Annotated in this window: 17 protein-coding genes and 1 riboswitch; of the genes, 8 read left to right on the top strand and 9 right to left on the bottom strand. The window is 64.9% G+C overall.

Going from position 1 to position 17,219, the window contains the following annotated elements; genetic code table 11:
* Positions 1 to 5 precede the first annotated feature (5 nt).
* The 4 genes from R3E77_16060 to R3E77_16045 all read right to left on the bottom strand — a co-directional run bounded on the left by R3E77_16060 (position 6) and on the right by R3E77_16045 (position 5,676).
* Positions 6 to 734, bottom strand: coding sequence for a putative Ig domain-containing protein (locus tag R3E77_16060; protein MEZ5500930.1), 729 nt, complete (start codon positions 732 to 734; stop codon positions 6 to 8).
* 110 nt (positions 735 to 844) lie between these two features.
* Positions 845 to 934, bottom strand: a riboswitch (cyclic di-GMP riboswitch).
* 128 nt (positions 935 to 1,062) lie between these two features.
* Positions 1,063 to 1,620: an SPOR domain-containing protein gene (locus R3E77_16055; GenBank protein ID MEZ5500929.1), complete on the bottom strand. Its 558-nt coding sequence runs from the start codon at positions 1,618 to 1,620 to the stop codon at positions 1,063 to 1,065.
* Positions 1,617 to 3,374, bottom strand: coding sequence for an arginine--tRNA ligase (locus R3E77_16050; protein ID MEZ5500928.1), 1,758 nt, complete (start codon positions 3,372 to 3,374; stop codon positions 1,617 to 1,619). The genes R3E77_16055 and R3E77_16050 overlap by 4 nt, the downstream gene beginning before the upstream one ends.
* Positions 3,375 to 3,453: 79 nt before the next feature.
* Positions 3,454 to 5,676 (bottom strand): primosomal protein N', encoded by a 2,223-nt coding sequence (locus R3E77_16045; protein MEZ5500927.1) that lies wholly within the window; start codon positions 5,674 to 5,676, stop codon positions 3,454 to 3,456.
* Positions 5,677 to 5,839: 163 nt separating this feature from the next.
* On the opposite strand from R3E77_16045, the gene R3E77_16040 reads away from it, so the two are divergent.
* Genes R3E77_16040 through R3E77_16025 form a run of 4 tightly spaced genes read left to right on the top strand, consistent with a single transcriptional unit; the run spans position 5,840 to position 7,585 of the window.
* Positions 5,840 to 6,433, top strand: coding sequence for an RNA polymerase sigma factor (locus tag R3E77_16040; GenBank protein ID MEZ5500926.1), 594 nt, complete (start codon positions 5,840 to 5,842; stop codon positions 6,431 to 6,433).
* The gene (locus R3E77_16035; protein MEZ5500925.1) at positions 6,430 to 6,801 is read left to right on the top strand and encodes a DUF3619 family protein; all 372 of its coding nucleotides are present in this window, start codon (positions 6,430 to 6,432) and stop codon (positions 6,799 to 6,801) included. Before R3E77_16040 ends, R3E77_16035 begins: the two co-directional genes overlap by 4 nt.
* Positions 6,798 to 7,052: a hypothetical protein gene (locus R3E77_16030; protein MEZ5500924.1), complete on the top strand. Its 255-nt coding sequence runs from the start codon at positions 6,798 to 6,800 to the stop codon at positions 7,050 to 7,052. Before R3E77_16035 ends, R3E77_16030 begins: the two co-directional genes overlap by 4 nt.
* A gap of 5 nt (positions 7,053 to 7,057) precedes the next feature.
* Positions 7,058 to 7,585 (top strand): DUF3106 domain-containing protein, encoded by a 528-nt coding sequence (locus tag R3E77_16025; protein ID MEZ5500923.1) that lies wholly within the window; start codon positions 7,058 to 7,060, stop codon positions 7,583 to 7,585.
* Positions 7,586 to 7,602: 17 nt separating this feature from the next.
* On the opposite strand, the gene hemH is transcribed toward R3E77_16025, so the two are convergent.
* The 4 genes from hemH to R3E77_16005 are packed head-to-tail and all read right to left on the bottom strand — an operon-like array spanning position 7,603 to position 11,518.
* Positions 7,603 to 8,679: a ferrochelatase gene (gene hemH / locus R3E77_16020; protein MEZ5500922.1), complete on the bottom strand. Its 1,077-nt coding sequence runs from the start codon at positions 8,677 to 8,679 to the stop codon at positions 7,603 to 7,605.
* A 12-nt stretch (positions 8,680 to 8,691) separates the two neighbouring features.
* A complete protein-coding gene (locus tag R3E77_16015) occupies positions 8,692 to 10,083 on the bottom strand; it encodes an NAD(P)(+) transhydrogenase (Re/Si-specific) subunit beta (GenBank protein ID MEZ5500921.1) in 1,392 nt (463 codons plus the stop codon).
* Positions 10,080 to 10,388 (bottom strand): NAD(P) transhydrogenase subunit alpha, encoded by a 309-nt coding sequence (locus R3E77_16010; protein ID MEZ5500920.1) that lies wholly within the window; start codon positions 10,386 to 10,388, stop codon positions 10,080 to 10,082. Before R3E77_16010 ends, R3E77_16015 begins: the two co-directional genes overlap by 4 nt.
* Positions 10,385 to 11,518 carry a Re/Si-specific NAD(P)(+) transhydrogenase subunit alpha gene (locus tag R3E77_16005; protein MEZ5500919.1) on the bottom strand — a complete coding sequence of 378 codons (1,134 nt, stop codon included), beginning with the start codon at positions 11,516 to 11,518 and terminating at the stop codon, positions 10,385 to 10,387. Before R3E77_16005 ends, R3E77_16010 begins: the two co-directional genes overlap by 4 nt.
* A 169-nt stretch (positions 11,519 to 11,687) precedes the next feature.
* Between R3E77_16005 and R3E77_16000 the strand changes: the two genes are divergently transcribed.
* Entirely contained in the window at positions 11,688 to 12,314 is a 627-nt protein-coding gene (locus R3E77_16000) for an HNH endonuclease (protein ID MEZ5500918.1), read from the top strand.
* On the opposite strand, the gene R3E77_15995 is transcribed toward R3E77_16000, so the two are convergent.
* Positions 12,276 to 13,853: a hypothetical protein gene (locus R3E77_15995; protein ID MEZ5500917.1), complete on the bottom strand. Its 1,578-nt coding sequence runs from the start codon at positions 13,851 to 13,853 to the stop codon at positions 12,276 to 12,278. The genes R3E77_16000 and R3E77_15995 overlap by 39 nt on opposite strands.
* Here R3E77_15995 and R3E77_15990 point away from each other — a divergent pair.
* From R3E77_15990 to R3E77_15980, 3 genes are all read left to right on the top strand, one after another.
* Positions 13,832 to 14,719 carry a 5'-3' exonuclease H3TH domain-containing protein gene (locus tag R3E77_15990; protein MEZ5500916.1) on the top strand — a complete coding sequence of 296 codons (888 nt, stop codon included), beginning with the start codon at positions 13,832 to 13,834 and terminating at the stop codon, positions 14,717 to 14,719. The genes R3E77_15995 and R3E77_15990 overlap by 22 nt on opposite strands.
* Positions 14,720 to 14,924: 205 nt before the next feature.
* Positions 14,925 to 15,755 carry a DUF6502 family protein gene (locus tag R3E77_15985; protein ID MEZ5500915.1) on the top strand — a complete coding sequence of 277 codons (831 nt, stop codon included), beginning with the start codon at positions 14,925 to 14,927 and terminating at the stop codon, positions 15,753 to 15,755.
* The gene (locus R3E77_15980) at positions 15,752 to 17,203 is read left to right on the top strand and encodes a DUF5666 domain-containing protein (protein MEZ5500914.1); all 1,452 of its coding nucleotides are present in this window, start codon (positions 15,752 to 15,754) and stop codon (positions 17,201 to 17,203) included. Before R3E77_15985 ends, R3E77_15980 begins: the two co-directional genes overlap by 4 nt.
* The last annotated feature ends 16 nt before the right edge of the window (positions 17,204 to 17,219 follow it).

The raw sequence follows: 17,219 nt of genomic DNA, 5'->3' as shown, positions 1-17,219 counted from the left end.
GATTTTCAGCTGATGGTTTTCGATACGGTCGCCGAGCGCGGTCCTTCGAGGCCGGCAGCATTGCGCGCGCTCACCGCAAAGTGGTAAGTCCCCGCATCGAGCGATTCGACGACGTAGCGCGTGATACCAGGGTTGTCCACGCGCACGCTGTTGGTCATCGCCGCCGGACTCGCGCCGTAGTAGATGACGTAGCCGGCCAGGTTGGTCAACGCGCTGCCGTCGGAATTGCTGGTCGGCGCCTGCCAGGAAAGCGTCGCGCTGCCGCTCTTGGGCGCGCTCGACACCGGCAGGGCCTTCACTTCGATGCTGAACGGCGACAGCGATGCCGTCGCGAGTCCGTCGGTCACCGAGATCGTGACATTGCGATAGGTGCCGACGCTGCCCGTATCGGGCGTACCGCTCAGGCGCCCGGTGCGGGTATCGAAGGACGCCCAGTTGGGCAGATTGGCGATACTGAAACTCAAGGCCTGACCTTCGGGATCCCGGGCCGAGGGTTGGAATGCATAGCTGCTGTTGGCTGTGACGGTCGTGCCCGGCGTACCGCTCACCTGTGGCGGCTGGTTGGCGGGCGCGATCGGCACCGGATTCCCACCCGATGAGATGCCGACCCGGGGACGCGTTGCGCTTGCGCTGCTGCTGGAGTTGCCATCGCCCTGGCAGGCGGCGATGAGAGGTAGCAGCGCTGCTGCGACTGCAATGCTCTGCAGCAGGGATCGGCTCGGAACAGTGGGCATCTGTCGGTACTCCGTCGCGCAACTGGTGACAGGCAGAACCAGCTCACTGACGGGACGCGACGGTTGCGGCGCCAAGCGCTCGACCGGACGGAGTGAGCATGAGGGCTCATTCCGGCAACCCCGCTGTCATGGGCGCACGAGGCGCCTTTAGACCGGTGGCTTTGCGTCCCTGTCTTTCAACAGGTTTGCCAACGATTACGAATCTACCTACGAAGTCGGATGCGTCGCGCGCAACTTAACACTGCGAACGAGTCGATCCGCAGAATTGTGAATCCTGTGCAGTGGGTCGCAAATTGGAGACGCGTTTCGGGGCGAGTTCTCGTTCGGCTCAGTCGCCCACGCGTATCACCAGCGCATCGAGCTCGGCCTCGCGCAAGGCATTGCGCGTGCGTTCGAGCTCTGCCAGATCGGTAAAGGGGCCGAGCCGCACGCGATGCCAGACATCGCTGTCGACCGCAACCCTCTGCACCTGCGCGCGCATCCCGAGCACGGCGAGCTGGCGCGCGACGCGATCCGCATCTTCGCGGCGGCGATAGGATCCCGCCTGCAGGACGTAGATGCCCGGGCGCTGCACGGGCGCTTCGGTGCCATCGCGCTTTACATCGCGCTCCTGCTCGGGGACGACGACCTCGAACTTGGGCAGCATCTCGTAGAAGTCGAACTGCGAGCCTTCATCCGCGGCATCGGCGGTGCTCGTCGCGTCGGTTTGCGGCTTCGGTATGGGCGCCGCGTTGTCCACAGCGTGCTGCCGGCGCGATGCATAACCGAAGAGCACGGCGGTCAAGGCCGCGCCGGTCAGCGCGCCGACTGCGAAGTCGCGCAGGCGCGCCATGTCCAGATGGCCACTGCGCGGCTTCTTGAAGTCACGCGATGTCAGTCGTGTCACATGCTCTCCGGCGTACCGATTCCCAATATCCTCGCGCCGTTGACGATCACATGGCGCAGGGCGGCGAGCATGGCGAGCCGCGCGTTGCGTAATGCACTGTCTTCGATGAGTACCTGCTCGGCGTTGTAGAACGTGTGGAAGGCCTGCGCGAGATCGCGCAGGTAGTGTGCGAGCGTATGCGGACTGCGCTGCGCTGCCGCCTGTTCGATGATTTCCGGGTAACGCGAGAGCGTGCGCATGAGCTCGACTTCGTGGGATCCCCGCAGTTCGCCGGCAGCAGCGAGGCCAGCCGCCTCGTCATAGCCAAGCCCGCGCACGGCGAGTTGCCGGTACACGCTGGCGATGCGCGCGTATGCATATTGGATGTAGTACACCGGGTTGTCGTTGTTGCGCGCCTTCGCCAGCTCCAGGTCGAAATCGAGGTGTTGCTCATGCCCGCGCATGACATAGAAAAAGCGGCAGGCGTCGTTGCCGACTTCCTCACGCAGTTGCCGCAGCGTGATGAAATTGCCTTCGCGCTTGCCCATGGCCAGCTTCTGGCCGGCCCGAAACAGATTGACGAGCTGCAGCAGGCAGACCTCGAGGCACGCGGGCGGTTCCCCCATCGCCTCGAGTCCGCCGCGCACCCTCGCCACATAGCCATGGTGATCGGCGCCCAGCACGTCGATCAGCAGATCGAAGCCCCGCTCGCGCTTGTCGAGGTGGTAGGCGATGTCGGAGGCGAAGTAGGTCGTAACGCCGTTTTCCCTGACGACCACGCGATCTTCGTCATCGCCGAAGGCGCTGGCGCGAAACCACAACGCCCCGTCGCGCTCGTAGACATTGCCCTGCCGGCGCAGCCGCGCTATCGCGCGGTCGATGGCACCGCCCGTGCTCAGGCTGCGCTCCGAAAACCAGCGATCGAATTGCACGCCAAATGCCTCGAGGTCGGCGCGAATGTCCGCGACCATGCCATCGCTTGCGAACATCGCCATCTCATCGAACAGCTCATCGCCGAGCAGCGCGCGCGCGCGGCCGATCAGCGCATCGATATAGGCTTCCTTGTCGCCGGTCGGCGCATCGGGCGGCAGGCCGGCGGCGATATCGGCGAGCGGTCGATGCAGTCGAGCGCCGAACGCGGCGGTGATTTGCCCGGCGAGCGGCAGCAGGTAATCGCCCTGGTAACCATTCGCGGGCATCGCAAGATCGATGCCCGCAGCTTGCAGGCAGCGTACCCAGCAACTCGCGGCAAGGATGTCGATCTGCCGGCCCGCATCGTTGACGTAGAATTCGCGGTGGACATCATGGCCGGTGGCGGCGAGCAGGTTGGCGAGCGTCGCGCCATAGGCCGCGTGCCGACCGTGGCCGACATGCAAGGGCCCGGTGGGATTGGCCGAAACGAACTCGAGCAACACGCGCCGCCCGCTGGCGCTCGTGCTGCGTCCATAGGCTTCGCCCTGCGAGAGTATTGCAGCGAGTTCGTCGCTCCATGCGACGCTGCTCAGAAACAGATTGATGAAACCGGCGCCCGCCACTTCGGCGCGCGCGAGCAGCCTGTTGGCAGGCAGGGATGCCACGATGCGCTCGGCGATGTCGCGCGGCTTGCGCCGTGCAGTGCGCGCGAGGCGCATCGCGATATTGCAGGCGAACTCGCCGTGGGCTGCGTCGCGGCTGCGTTGCAGTTCGATGTCCGCCGCGGCCGGTGCCGGAAAATCCAGGTCTCTGGCGACCGTGTCGATCGCCGTCGTGAGCATTGCGTGGAGCTGGGCTTTCAATGATCTAACCGTTGTCGTTGTGCTGCGGCATTCTACGCAATGCCTGGTGCCGGCGGCCACGCGGTGTCGCGGGACAGCTTCAGTTGAATAGCTCGAGCGGATCGACGTCGAGCGCAATGCGCAGGTCGCGTGGCCGGGCAAGTTCTTCGCAGGCTCCCTGCCAGAGATCGAGGAAGCGTTGCAGGTCGCTACGTCGCGCGCTCTCGACGGTCAGCTGCGCGTGGTGGCGGCCGGCCCGCCGCGCCATGATCGCGGGTGCCGGCCCGACCAGACGGACGCCGGGCCGGTTCGGGGCGATGCCGCGCGCCTGTCGCAGGAAATCGAGTGCCGCAGCGGCCGAAATTGCCGATGCGCGCAATACAGCGAGGTGCGCGTATGGCGGCCACTGCGCGTTGCGCCGCTCGACGAGCAGCGCATCGCAGAAGCCTTCGTAACCCTGTTGCAGCAGGCTCTGCAGCAACGGATGTTGTGGATAGGCAGTCTGGATGAGGACCTCGCCCGGCTGTTCGCCCCGGCCGGCGCGCCCGGCCACCTGGACGATGGTCTGGGCGAGTCGCTCGGGGGCGCGGAATTCCGTGCTGAACAGGCCCTGGTCGGCGTTGAGCACGACCACGAGGGTCAGCTGCGGGAAGTCGTGCCCCTTGGTCACCATCTGCGTCCCCACCAGGATGCGGGCGCTGCCACTGCGAATGCGCTCGACCACGCGCGCGGCATTGCCGCGCCCGCTCGCCGTATCGCGATCGAGGCGCGCAAGCAGTGCCGCGCCGAATCGCTCGGCGAGAACCTGCTCAACACGCTCCGTGCCTTGTCCCACCGCGCGCGTGGCAAAGCCGCATACCGGACAACGCTCTGGCAAGGGTGCCTCGGCGCCGCAGTGGTGGCAGCGCAGGTCGTTGGCGCCGCGATGTACGGTCATGCGCGCATCACAATTGCGGCATGGCGCGATCCAGCCGCAGGCCGTGCAGGCCAGGGTCGGCGCGAACCCGCGCCGGTTGATGAAAACCAGTGCTTGCTGCCCCGACTCGACGTGACGGGTGAGCGAGTGCAGGACGGTGTGCGAGAGACCCTGGTGGACCGGTTCCTGGGTCAGATCGATCAATCGCAGCTGCGGCATGCCGGCGGCGCCGGCGCGCTGGCGCAGATGCAATGCGCGATAGCGGCCCGTGCGCACGTTGTGTAGCGTCTCGAGTGCGGGCGTCGCCGAGCCCAGCACCAGCGGCACACCGCGTTGGCGGGCGCGCACCGCCGCGACATCGCGGGCCGAGTAACGGAAACCACCTTCCTGCTGCTTGAACGAGGCATCGTGTTCTTCATCGACGATGATCAGACCCAGTTCACGCATCGGCGCGAACACGGCCGAACGGGTGCCGAGGACGATGCGCGCGCGCCCGGAGTCGGCATCGCGCCAGGCGTCGAGACGCTCGTTGTCGGTGAGCGCGGAATGCAGCACCGCGATACCACGCTCGTCGAATCGACCGCGGAAGCGCTCGACCAGCTGGGGCGTGAGACCGATCTCGGGTACCAGCACCAGCACGCTGCGCCCGGTCTGCAGGGCGTGGCTGGTCGCTTCCAGGTAAACCTCGGTCTTGCCGCTGCCGGTGATTCCCTGCAGCAGCTGCACGCAAAATCCCGGCAGGGAATCGCAAATGGCCTGCGCGGCTTCACCTTGTTCCGGGCGCAGCTGCGGCTTGCTGGCCCCGCTTCTTATCATGGCCTCGCCGGACAGGCGGGGCGGCTCCGCCTCGAAGGTCTGCAGCCAGCCGCGCTGGAGCAGCGCTCCACAAACCCGCCGCGCCGCGGGCAGGGCCTCGAACACGGTCTGCAGCGGCAGGGGTCCGCGGGCCTTCAGCATCTCGAGCAATGAGCGCTGGGTCTTGGCACGGCTCAATTCCCCGCTCGCAAGCGCCGTCTCGCCGGGCTCGCCAAGGAGCAGCATCGTGATGTGGCGGGATCGCGCGGCGCCGTCACGGAGCTTGCGAGGGAGCGCGGTGAATAACACCTGCCCCAATGGATAATGGTAATAGCCCGCCGCCCAGCGCAGCGTCGCGAGCAGCGGCGCATCGAACAGCGGTTCGTCATCGATGAGCGCTGTCACCGATTTCAATTTCTCCGGTGAGAGATCGCTTTTCTCCACCACCGCAACGATCACCCCGATGCGCTGGCTGCGGCCGAATGGCACGCGCACGCGGCGGCCCGGCAGTGTCGTGCCGTCGGTGACCGTCGAGCCGAGCCGGTAGTCGAAGCACTGCCGGGTCGGGAGATCGACGGCGACGGCAACGATCTGGGGGCTCGAAGGATCCATGGCGGCAGACAAAAATAATTTCTATAAAAACAATAGGTTACAGTTTTTCCAATGGACGTTCCCGGCGGCGGTGCCGCCAGCGCGCCCGGTGGTCAACCGTTGGTCGCCTGCAGCGTTATCAGGATGCATGGAAGCTTTGGCCGGTTCGCCGCAGTCTTATAGCATGCAGCTCGTGAATGATGCGGCTGCGAAACAACGCGAGCACGCGCAGCTGGCGCGCGGCAAGGCGTTGGAGATATTCCTCGCCGACATCGAGCGCAGGGCCTACAGGATTGCGCTGCTCGGACTGCGTAATGAGGACGATGCGCTCGATGCCGTGCAGGAGAGCATGCTGAGCCTGGTGAAGAACTACGCGTCGCGGCCGCAAGCCGAGTGGAAGCCGCTGTTCTACCGCATACTCACGAACCGCATGCACGACATGCGCCGCCGGCGCGCGAGCCAGTCGCGCTTCATGGCATGGTGGCCGCTGCGCGCCGGGGCGGACGAGGACGCCGAGGACGATCCGGTCGCGGCCGCGCCGGATCCGGGCCCCTTGCCGGCCGAGCGCATCGATTTGCAGGATGCGATGGAGCGGCTCGAACAATCGCTGACATCGCTCCCGGCGCGACAGCAGGAGGCGTTCCTGCTGCGCAGTCTCGAAGGACTCGACGTTGCGGCCACCGCGGCTGCCATGGGTTGCTCCGAGGGCAGCGTGAAGACACATTATTTCAGGGCACTGCAGAGCCTGCGTATCAAGCTGGGTGATTTTTCGCCATGAACGAAACCGAATTCGAAAAACAGGTTGGCAAGATGCTCCGCGAAAGTGCCGAGCACCTCGACGCGCGCACCCGCTCGCGGCTTACGCAGGCGCGTTACGCGGCGCTCGCCGAACTGCAACGACCCAAGCGCCTTTGGCTGCAACGCTTTGCGCCGGCCGGTGCCTTCGCTGCCGCGGCCGTGCTTGCCGTCCTCATCTGGTCGACCCGTACCGTAGACCATTCGGCGGCGCCGGCGGCAACTCCGGTGCTCGCAGATATGGAGTTGCTGGGCGACGCCGAGACCTTCGATCTGCTCGCCGAGTCGGATCCGGAATTCTATGAGTGGGCGGTGGCGCAGGATGTGCTCGACAGCGGGGTCAGCGGATGAGCCGGCAAGGCGAATATCTGCTCGGTGCGCTGCTTTCGCTCGGTACGATGGCGCAGCTCGCGCGCGGCGAGGAACTGCCCACTGCGGCAGGCGAGTCGCGCCAGGCAACGGAGCCGGACGAACAGCTCCTGCTGTTTCTCGGCAGCGTGGATGCCGAGGCGGATGATGGCAGCTGGCTCGAGTACCTCGAGCAGACGGATATCGAGAAAGTCGCGCAGCAGGCCAAGCCGCAGGCGTCGACATTGAGGTGAATGACATGAGCAAACTGATCCAGATCATGCTGCTGGCCGCGCTTGCGATGATCTGCGCCGAGCCGCAGTGGGCGTACGCCGACGAGGCGCCGGAGGCTCTGGCCGCTGCCGCGATCGAGTGGCGCGACCTCAGGCCCGAGCAGCACGCGCTGTTGAGGCGATTCGAGGCCGATTGGGCGCAGTTGCCGCCGGCACGGCAACAGGCGCTGGCGCGCGGTACCGAAAGATGGCTCGCCATGAGCGACAGCGAGCGCGCCGCCGCACGCGAGCGATTCAAGGCATGGAACGAGTTGCCCGCCGATCGGCGCGAGCGCGTGCGCGAGCGCTGGGAAAAATACCGCGACATGACACCCGAGCAGCGTGCGGCCGTGCGTCGCAACTTCAAGCGCTTCAGGGAGCTGCCGCCGGCGCGTCGCGAGGAGCTGCGTCGGCGCTGGCAACAGGCGACACCGCAGGAGCGGCGCGAAATGCTGGAGCGGCTGCGTCGTCTGCAGGAGTTGCGCGATCGGCGCCAGTTGCAGCGCGATCGCTGATCGGCAGGTCGCTGCGGTCAGGTTGTGCCGGGTTCGCGCACGGCGTTGCCTGCGCGCAGTCCGGCGTTACTAACCCAGCCGCCACAGTGAGTCTCGATCAATCCCGCGAGCAGCGCCGCATGGCGGTCGGTGTCATTGAGCGCCGGCACATACTGGAACTCCGTGCCGCCTGCCGAGATGAACCGCTCACGCCCATCGAGCGCGATTTCCTCAAGTGACTCCAGGCAGTCGACCGCAAAACCCGGGCAGGCCACCGTGACGCTGCGCACGCCACGCCTTGGCAGCTCGCCGAGCACCGTGTCGGTATAGGGCTGCAACCAGTTGCCGGGTCCATAACGCGACTGAAAGCACAATGACCACTGCTCGTCTTCAAGCTGCAGCGCGTCAGCCAGGAGGCGCGCTGTCTTCTGGCATTTGCAGAAATAGGGATCGCCGCGGCGAAAATAGGCCTGCGGTATGCCATGGAACGACAGCAGCAGGTGACGCGTGCGGCCGTGCCCCTGCCAGTGAGCTGCGATGCGCTCGCGCCAGGCGTCGATGTACTCCGGGTGATCGTGGTATTCGTTGACGAAACGCTGCTCGGGCAGCCAGCGCCAGCGCGACAATTCCCGCGCGACCTGGTCATGCACCGCGCCCGTGGTGACACCACAGTATTGCGGGAACAGCGGCAGGACAAGCAGGCGTTGTGCGCCCTGCGCCGCGAGGCGTTCGAGCCCGGAGGCCACGCTCGGGCTCGAATAGAGCATGCCGAGCTCTATGCTGACCGGCGCAAGAACACGCCGCGCGAGTCGTGCACGTACATTGGCCGCGAGCGCATCGGAAATCCTGCGCATCGGTGAGCCCGCGTCCGACCAGATCTTGCGGTACTTGCGCGCGGTACGATAGGGGCGCGTGCGCAGGATGATGCCGTGAAGGATCGGCAGCCAGATCGCACGCGGGACTTCCACGACGCGGCGATCGCCAAGCAGGCCGGCAAGGAAGCGCCGGATATCACTCGTGCGCGGCGAATCCGGTGTGCCGGAGTTGACCAGCAGTACGCCGATGCGCTCGGCGCCATCGTGTGCGAACTTCGGCGACCCCTTGAAGCGCGGCATCCTTCGTCCGGCTCAGCTGATTGCCTTGACTGCGCTGATCAACTGGCTCGCAACCGCCTGGCCGTCGCCGTAGAGCATGCGGGTATTGTCGGCGAAGAACAGCGCATTTTCGATGCCTGAGAAGCCAGCGCCCTTGCCGCGCTTGATGACGACGCAGTTGCGCGCCTTGTCGGCGTTGAGGATGGGCATGCCATAGATCGGGCTCGACTTGTCGGTGCGGGCGACCGGATTGACCACGTCGTTCGCGCCGATGATGAGCGCGACGTCGGTGGTTTCGAATTCGGCGTTGATCTCATCGAGGTCGGCGATCAGGTCATAGGGCACGCCCGCCTCGGCAAGGAGCACGTTCATGTGACCCGGCATGCGACCGGCAACCGGGTGAATGGCGAATTTCACGGTCACGCCGCGGTCGATCAACAGCTGGCAAAGTTCCCAGACCTTGTGCTGCGCCTGCGCGACCGCCATGCCGTAGCCGGGCACGATGATGACCTTTTCGGCGAATGCGAGGTTGACGCCGACGTCGCTCGCTTCGATCGATTTCATCGTGCCGGTCACTGCCGTGCCGGTCGATGCGCCGGTATCGCCGAAGCCCGAGAAGAGGACGTTCCCGAGCGAACGATTCATGGCTTTGGCCATCAGCTGCGTGAGCAATGTGCCGGCTGAGCCGACCACGGTGCCGGCGATGATCATCGCCGCGTTATCGAGCACGAAGCCCTCGAACGCGACGGCAAGGCCGGTCAGCGCGTTATAAAGAGAGATCACCACCGGCATGTCGGCGCCGCCGATGGGCAGGGTCATCAGCACGCCAAGGAGCAGCGCCATGACGAACAGGCTCGTCACCACTTCGGCGCTGGCATTGACATGGAAGGCAATCAGGCCGGCGGCGACCAGCGCGGCCGCCAGCAGCAGCAGATTGACGAATTGCTGGCCGGCGAAACGCGGCGAGCTGTTGAGCTTGCCGTCGAGCTTGGCCCAGGCGACGAGGCTGCCGCTGAAACTGACGGCGCCGATGATGCCGCCGACCACCGCGAGCACGCTGGTCACGATGCCATGCGTTTCGCCGCGGTAGAGTTCCACGGCCGCGATGGCTGCCGCGGCACCGCCGCCCATGCCGTTGTAGAGCGCGATCATCTGCGGCATGTCGGTCATCGCGACCCGCTTTCCGCTCCACCAGGCGAGCAGCGAGCCGACGCCGATGGCGGCGAGGATCAGCACATAGTTGGTCATGCCCGGATAGGCGAAGGTGACGATCGTCGCGACCAGCATGCCCCAGCCAGCCCAGAGCACGCCCGAGCGCGCCGTCACCGGCGAGCTCATGCGCTTCAAGCCCATGATGAACAGAAAGGCCGTGACGAAATAGCTCGCCTGGATGACGAGGTCGCGATCGAGGAAGTCCGCCATCATTGCGCTTCCTTCTTCGCGGCGGCGCGTTTGCCGCTCGCCTTGAACATCTCGAGCATGCGTTCGGTCACTACGAAACCGCCGACGGCGTTGCCGGCTGCCAGAACCACGCCGATGAAACCGATCACGCGCTCGAGCGTCGTGTGGGCATTGCCCAGTGCCACCATGGCGCCCACCAGCACGATGCCGTGCACGAAGTTCGATCCGGACATCAACGGCGTATGCAGAATGACCGGCACCCGGGAGATGACTTCATAGCCCGTGAACGCCGCGAGCATGAAGATATAAAGCGCCACCATGCCGGTCATGTCGATTGCCCTTCGATGAGTTTGCGGGATGCTTCGTGCGTGATCCTGCCGTCGCGGGTCAGGCAGGAATCGCGGAACACCTCGTCCTCCCAGTCGATCTTCAATTCGCCATTGCTGATCGCAGGGGAGAGCAGGTTGAACAGGTTGCGCGCATACATCTCGCTCGCATTGAAAGCGAGCTGCGCCGGCAGGTTGACCGGCCCGATGATCTTCACGCCATTGTGATCGACCGTCTCGCCGGCACGCGTCAGTTCGCAGTTGCCACCCTGCTCGGCGGCGATGTCGACCAGTACTGAGCCGCGGCGCATGCGCTCGACAGCCGCGCGCGAGATGATTCGCGGCGCCGCGCGACCCGGCACCGACGCCGTGGTGATGACGGCATCCGCTGCGGCAATGCGCGCATCGAGCACTTCCTGCTGCCTGGCTTTTTCCTCGGCCGTGAGTTCGCGCGCATAGCCGCCGCTGCCTTCGGCGCTGACGCCGGTGTCGACGAACTTCGCGCCGAGTGACTTGACCTGCTCGCGGGTTGCGCTGCGCACATCGTAGGCTTCGACCACCGCACCGAGGCGGCGCGCAGTGGCGATAGCCTGCAATCCGGCAACGCCGGCACCGATGATCAAGACCTTGGCCGGCCGGATGGTGCCCGCCGCCGTGGTCAGCATGGGCATGAATTTCTCGAGGGCATTCGCGGCGATCAGCACCGCCTTGTAGCCGGCGATGGCCGCCTGCGAGGACAGTGCGTCCATCGACTGGGCGCGCGAGATGCGCGGCACGAGTTCCATGGCAAGACTCGTGATGCCGCGCTCACGCAACGCGCGAACTTCGCCCTGGCGCAGGTGCGGCTGAAGGAATGCGACCACCACGGCCTTGCCCGGCAGGGCCGCGATCCGCGCCGCGCTCGGCGGCTGCACGGCGAGCAGCACGTCGCAGCTGCTCAATACGTCAGTTGCGCTGGCCGCCCACTGCACGTCGTTGTAGAGCTCATCACCGAAGCCTGCCCGGCGGCCGGCGCCGCGCTCGATCAGGACCCGTGCCCCGGCTTTGACGAACTTGCTGGCAACTTCGGGTACCAGGGCCACGCGCGACTCGTTGGGAAGCTCTTCGGTGGCAACACCGATGGTAACGGGCATGAAAAGACCACTCCGGAGATGAAAATCGTGGGTTGGATCCCAGGATCGTTAAAATCTCATGAATTATTAACGCGTTGCGGCGTTGAATTGTCACATAAAGCTACCGTATCTTACAGGCGCGATGACAACGATAGATCTGGAGTATTCCCCTACTTCTCCGTCTCGTAGCGTGACTCAGTCGGCGCCTGGTGCCACGCTCGCGCTGTCGCATCATGCGCTGCGCACGGATGTCTCGGGAATGCCGCTCGAGTGGATCGACTACCGCGAGGCGGCGCGATTGTACACGCAGGAGCAAGTCGCATACAGCTGCGGTTCGACGTTGTATCGGCTGCATGGCGGCACGTCGGCCAGCACGGGCCAGCGCACCGTGCTCGAGATCAACAGCATCATTGCCACCGTCGGTCATACGGGCAATCCGGGCAGCACGCGCCACGATTACGTGCCGCCGCTCAACAACGAAACTTTGTTCCGGCGTGACGCCTATCTGTGCATGTATTGCGGCCAGCGCTTCCACGCGCGCGAGTTGTCGCGCGATCATATCCGTCCGTTCAGCCAGGGTGGCGCGGACCTGTGGACCAATGTGGTTGCAGCCTGCCGTCGCTGCAACAACTACAAGGCATCACGAACGCCCGAACAGGCACGCATGCAGCTGATCGCCGTGCCATTTACGCCGACCTATGCGGAATACATCTTCCTGAAGGGCCGGCGCGTGCTCGCCGACCAGATGGACTACCTGCTCGCGCACTTCCCGCGCTCTTCACCCATGCACGAGCGCATCCAGCGCTGGCTGGCCTGACCAGCGCGCTACCCGCTCCGCAGGCAGGGCCAGGAGCCTGCGCGCAAGTTCCCGGCCGTCGGTACGATCGGTGTCCGACTCCTGGTCGCTCGCCAGGTCGGCGATTGCATATTCAAGACTGCGCGTCGCGATCTGGCATCTCCCGGTCGGTGGCGATGCTTCCAGATAAGCGCGCAGCATCGCGTCGGCAAACGCGCGCAATCCGCAGCGCGCAAGTCCGAGGGCGAGTACCTTGCCCAGATCGAAGGCGGCGTCACCGCGGGTGACCGCGCGTTCGAAGTCGATGAGGCCCAGGTCATTGCCCGCGATCAGAATGTGCGCGGCGCAAAGCTGGCCATGTATCACGCCGATCGGCAGGTCGGCGTTGCGGTGCCGCTCCGCCAAGGCCTGCATTGCGTCATGCCTGACCAGCCGCGCGACCGCGCGTTGCAACAGTCCCTCGCGCAGCTCGATCCAGCGCGGCCCATCGCCGATATCGCCGGACCAGAAGCCATCGGGAGGAGGTGGCGCCCCGTGCAGTGCGGCCAGCCAAGCACCGAGCGCCCGGCCGTGCAAGGCAGACGCTGCGCCAGCGCCCGGAATTTCGGCGAGCGAGGGTGAGCCGGGCATTACTTCCGTCGTCACCAGCGTGCGGGTCGCGCTGTCGAACGCAACCACCGCCGGTACCTGCACGGCGCGAGGCAGGCCGGATGCGCGCAACTTCGCGACATGCTGCAGGGCGAGCTGTGCAGCGCGCAGCCGGCGACGCGGCTTGGGCCGTGCCGGGTCATCAAATGTCTCGTCCGATACGGTGTCGCCTGCATAGCGGGCGACAAGACGCCGGCCGTCGGCATCGTGCAGGCGATATACCGGATCGACCCGTCCTGGCGAGAGCGGTTTGAGCGCCTGCGGCACGATGGCGCATCGCGCCGGCAACAGTTCGCGCAGTCGCCGGGCAAAGATCGCCTCCACTGGCTCGAGTCCTTGCCGGCAGCGCTGCCAGACGGCTTCCCGTACCTGCGGATCGAGTCCCGATGGCAGTAGTTCGATGAAGCGTTGGCGGCCCTCGCTGCCGCGCAGCAGAGCGTCACGTAATTGCGTCGCTCGCACTTTTATCCTCCCCGTTGCGGCTGCCACGACCGTCGCATCGATACCGCGCGACCTGGCGGTCTCGATGGCGGCGAAACGAGGATCACCGGCCGCAAAGTCCTCCTCGCCGAGGCAGAAGCGCAATTGATCGCCGGGCGAAGCGCGATCGATCCAGCCCAGCGCATGGGCGATGGCGGTGTGGGGCGCGATTTCGATGCGCACCCTGGGCTCTGTCCCGAGGTAGAGCAGCCATACGTCACGCGCGAGCTCCGGCGCGAGCGCGAGACTGGTGTTGGGCAACAACCGCGCACGGCGCGAGATGATGATCACCACATCGTCGATGTCCGGGCGGGAGAGCAACTCGCGCACGGCCGCGAGGTGTGCCTCATGCGGCGGACGAAAAGCGCCCGGATAGAGCGCGATCCGGCGCGAGGACGTAAACTCACCTGGTGATCTACCTGGTCGATGCATCGGTTTATGTCTTTCGGGCCTATTACTCCATGCCGCCCGACATGGCCGACAGCGACGGCAATCCTGTGCACGCAGTATTTGGTTTCGCGCGATTTCTCGGCGATCTGATCGAGCGTGTCAAGCCACAGTACATCGCGGTCGCATTCGATGAGTCATTGTCGAGTTCCTGGCGCAATCGTATCTATCCAGCCTACAAGGCGAATCGCGATCCGGCACCGGCCGATCTGTTACTGCAGTTTGGTCGCTGCAGGGAGTTCTGCCAGCACCTGGGGGTGACCGCGCTCAGTTCGGCCGAGTACGAGGCCGACGACATCATCGGCACACTGGCAACGCAGTTCCGTGCCCGTGGCATTCCGGCGACGCTCGTCACGCGCGACAAGGATCTTGCACAACTCGTGCGTGAGCACGACGTGTTCTGGGACTACGCATCGAACCAGCGCTATCGTTACGCCGAGATCCCGGATCGCTTCGGCGTTCTGCCCGAGCGCATGGCTGATTACCTGGCACTGACAGGCGACAGTACCGACAACATTCCCGGTGTGCCGGGCGTCGGACCCAAAACCGCTGCGGCACTGTTGAAGCACTTCGAATCGCTGGATCATCTGTATGACAACCTGCCGGCGGTCGCGGCGCTCGCGATCCGCGGCGCCAGCAAGTTGCCGGCCCGTCTTGCCGAGCATCGCGATGCGGCCTACCTCGCGCAACGCCTGACGCGCATCGCCTGCGACATGCCGCTCGAGTTCGATGGAGAGGCAATGCGGCGACGCGCGCCGGACCAGGCCGGCCTCGCGAAATTCTTCGATGCGCAGGGATTTGGCGCCATGCTGCGCCGTCAGGCCGAGCGTCTCGCTGCCATCACCGGTTGATCGCCCGAGGTTGGCGTTCCTGTCGCGGTCTGCACTGACCGCAGAGTGGTCGCCGATTCCGTTGCCGCGGCACCCAGGCATCGGCGGCAACTACCCCAACTTGCTGAAAATCTGAGGGTTTAACCCTATATCAATGCACTGTCTTCGCACAGAGACAGTTGCGTCTGTGGACAAGAATCCATATTTGGTTACTCTATGACCAAATATGGCAGACAACCTCAAATCACGGGTCATCGCTGCTTGCCGCAGATTACTGCGGCCGGTCGCACGGCTGCTGCTGAAAAGCGGGATCAGCTGGAAGGAGTTTGCTGAGGTGGCCAAGACCGTGTTCGTCGAGGTCGCGACAACCGAATTCGGCATTCGGGGCCGACCGACCAATCTCTCGCGAGTCGCGATCCTGACCGGCATAAACCGCCGCGAAGTGGCGCGGCAGCGCGAATTGCTCGACAAGGGAGAGATTGAAGATCCTGTTTTCGTCAACGTCGGACACCGGGTGCTCGCCGGTTGGCACCAGGATGTCGACTACCTCGATTCCGACGGCTCGCCGCAGCTTCTTGGCGAAGAGGGACCTGCGCCTTCGTTTGCCGATCTGTGTTCCCGTTATGCCGGCGACATACCCGCGAGCGCGCTGCTGAAGGAACTGCTCACGACCGGCGTCGTGCAGCGCTGCAATGACGGGCAGCTGCGAGTAGTCGGACGCAATTACATCCCCGCGCGCGTCGATTCCGAACGCGTCGTACTCGGCGGCATCGAGCTCGAGGACATGGGCGCAACAGTCGTGCACAACGTGACGGCACCGCCCTCAGCCGCGCTGCGTTTCGAGCGGCAGGCCGAACATCCCGCCGTCGCGATCGCGCATTTACCCGAATTCCGCAAGTTCATCGAGGCCGAGGGCCAGGCGTTACTCGAACGAGTCGATGCCTGGCTCACGGAGCATCAGGCCAGCGCCGAGGAGGTCGAACGCGGCACATCGATTCGTCTTGGGCTGGGCATGTATCACATACAGACCGATTCGCAACAAGGACAGAAACCATGAATACGAATTCAATCCTGCGCCTCGTCATCGTCACGCTGCTCGCCTCAGCCGCATCGTCCTGTGGTGGTGGCGGCGGCAGCGGCAGCGTTGTCACGCCGCCGCCGCCACCACCACCCACGGGCGGCATCCGTGGCACCGGGATCGCACTCGGGCCGGTCACCGGCTTTGGCAGCGTGTTCGTGAACGGTATCGAATTCAGCACCAACGGCGCGCAGATCACCGTCGAGGACAGTTCCGGCACCGAAGCGGATCTCAAGGTCGGCCAGATCGTCGAAGTGCGCGGCGATATCGACGCCAGTGCAGGCACGGGTACAGCCACCAGCATCGTGTTCAGCGATTCGCTGGAAGGCCCCATCACCGCCATCGATCTCGCGACCAACAGCCTCAACGTGCTCGGCCAGACGGTGCGCGTCAACGGTGCAACGATATTCGACGACCGGATCAGCCCGGCTTCACTCGCGGGGCTCAATGTCAACGACATCGTGGAAGTGAGCGGCAACGCGGACAACACCGGTGTCGTGATTGCCTCGCGGATAGAGCCCAAGGCCGCCGGCAACCTGTTCGAACTGAAAGGCACGGTGAGCAATCTCAGCGGCAACACGTTCAGCATTGGTCCAACCACGATCGACTTCAGTAGCGCGCTCCTGGTCAACGGCTCACCGAGCAATGGCGCCTGCGTGGAAGTCAAAGGCAATGCATTCAACCAGGGCACGCTGGTGGCCACCCGCGTCGAGGTCAAGAGCTGCACCCTCGGCGCCAGCGCCAATGACCTCGGCGAAATCGAAGGGTTGATCACCCGTTTCGTGTCGGTGAGCGATTTCGACGTCGGCGGCCAGGCCGTGACCACCAATGCGTCGACCACGTATGAGGGCGGCACCTCGGCCGACCTGGGCGTGAATCTCAAGGTCGAAGTGGAAGGCAGTTTCAACGCCAGCCTGGTTCTGGTCGCACGCAAGGTCCAGATCAAGCCGGACAACTCCACCCGCCTGCTCGGCGTCGTCGACTCGTTGAATGCCGGCGCGTCGACCTTGACCATGTTCGGTGTCACGGTCGAGACCGGTTCCGCCACGAGCTGGAACGACAAGTCGGCGGCCAATGCGCGCCCCTTCGACTTCAGTGATCTGCGCACCGGAGATTACCTCGAAGTGCGCGGTTTCGAGGCAACTACGGCAGGCCGCATGATCGGCGTGTTCATCGAGCGCGACGATATCGGCAGCCGGCGCGAGATCCGCGGCAAGGCAACCAATATCGCGCAACCGGATCTGAGAATCCTCGGGGTCGATATCAGCACGTCCGCAGGAACCATTTACCGCGATGTCGACGGCACGACGATCAACGCCAACGACTTCTTCGCAACCGCGGGCAATGCCAATCGCTTCGTGAAGGTTCGCGGCACATGGAACGGAACTGTCTTCGCGACGAGTGAAGCAGAACTCGAGACGCCCTAGCGCAATAGCGTCGCAA

This window comes from Steroidobacteraceae bacterium, assembly GCA_041395505.1.
Lineage (GTDB): Bacteria > Pseudomonadota > Gammaproteobacteria > Steroidobacterales > Steroidobacteraceae > JAWLAG01.
The sequence above is the reverse complement of the archived record's forward strand: the minus strand, read 5'-3'. Positions and strand labels throughout refer to the sequence as shown.

Bases quoted from the DNA above. Each gene is read 5' to 3' on its own strand.
- R3E77_16060 (MEZ5500930.1), bottom strand. From the start codon at position 734: ATGCCCACTGTTCCGAGCCGATCCCTGCTGCAGAGCATTGCAGTCGCA.
- R3E77_16045 (MEZ5500927.1), bottom strand. From the start codon at position 5,676: ATGGATCCTTCGAGCCCCCAGATCGTTGCCGTCGCCGTCGATCTCCCG.
- R3E77_16040 (MEZ5500926.1), top strand. From the start codon at position 5,840: ATGCAGCTCGTGAATGATGCGGCTGCGAAACAACGCGAGCACGCGCAG.
- R3E77_16035 (MEZ5500925.1), top strand. From the start codon at position 6,430: ATGAACGAAACCGAATTCGAAAAACAGGTTGGCAAGATGCTCCGCGAA.
- R3E77_16030 (MEZ5500924.1), top strand. From the start codon at position 6,798: ATGAGCCGGCAAGGCGAATATCTGCTCGGTGCGCTGCTTTCGCTCGGT.
- R3E77_16025 (MEZ5500923.1), top strand. From the start codon at position 7,058: ATGAGCAAACTGATCCAGATCATGCTGCTGGCCGCGCTTGCGATGATC.
- hemH (MEZ5500922.1), bottom strand. From the start codon at position 8,679: ATGCCGCGCTTCAAGGGGTCGCCGAAGTTCGCACACGATGGCGCCGAG.
- R3E77_16015 (MEZ5500921.1), bottom strand. From the start codon at position 10,083: ATGATGGCGGACTTCCTCGATCGCGACCTCGTCATCCAGGCGAGCTAT.
- R3E77_16010 (MEZ5500920.1), bottom strand. From the start codon at position 10,388: ATGACCGGCATGGTGGCGCTTTATATCTTCATGCTCGCGGCGTTCACG.
- R3E77_16005 (MEZ5500919.1), bottom strand. From the start codon at position 11,518: ATGCCCGTTACCATCGGTGTTGCCACCGAAGAGCTTCCCAACGAGTCG.
- R3E77_15995 (MEZ5500917.1), bottom strand. From the start codon at position 13,853: ATGCATCGACCAGGTAGATCACCAGGTGAGTTTACGTCCTCGCGCCGG.
- R3E77_15985 (MEZ5500915.1), top strand. From the start codon at position 14,925: ATGGCAGACAACCTCAAATCACGGGTCATCGCTGCTTGCCGCAGATTA.
- R3E77_15980 (MEZ5500914.1), top strand. From the start codon at position 15,752: ATGAATACGAATTCAATCCTGCGCCTCGTCATCGTCACGCTGCTCGCC.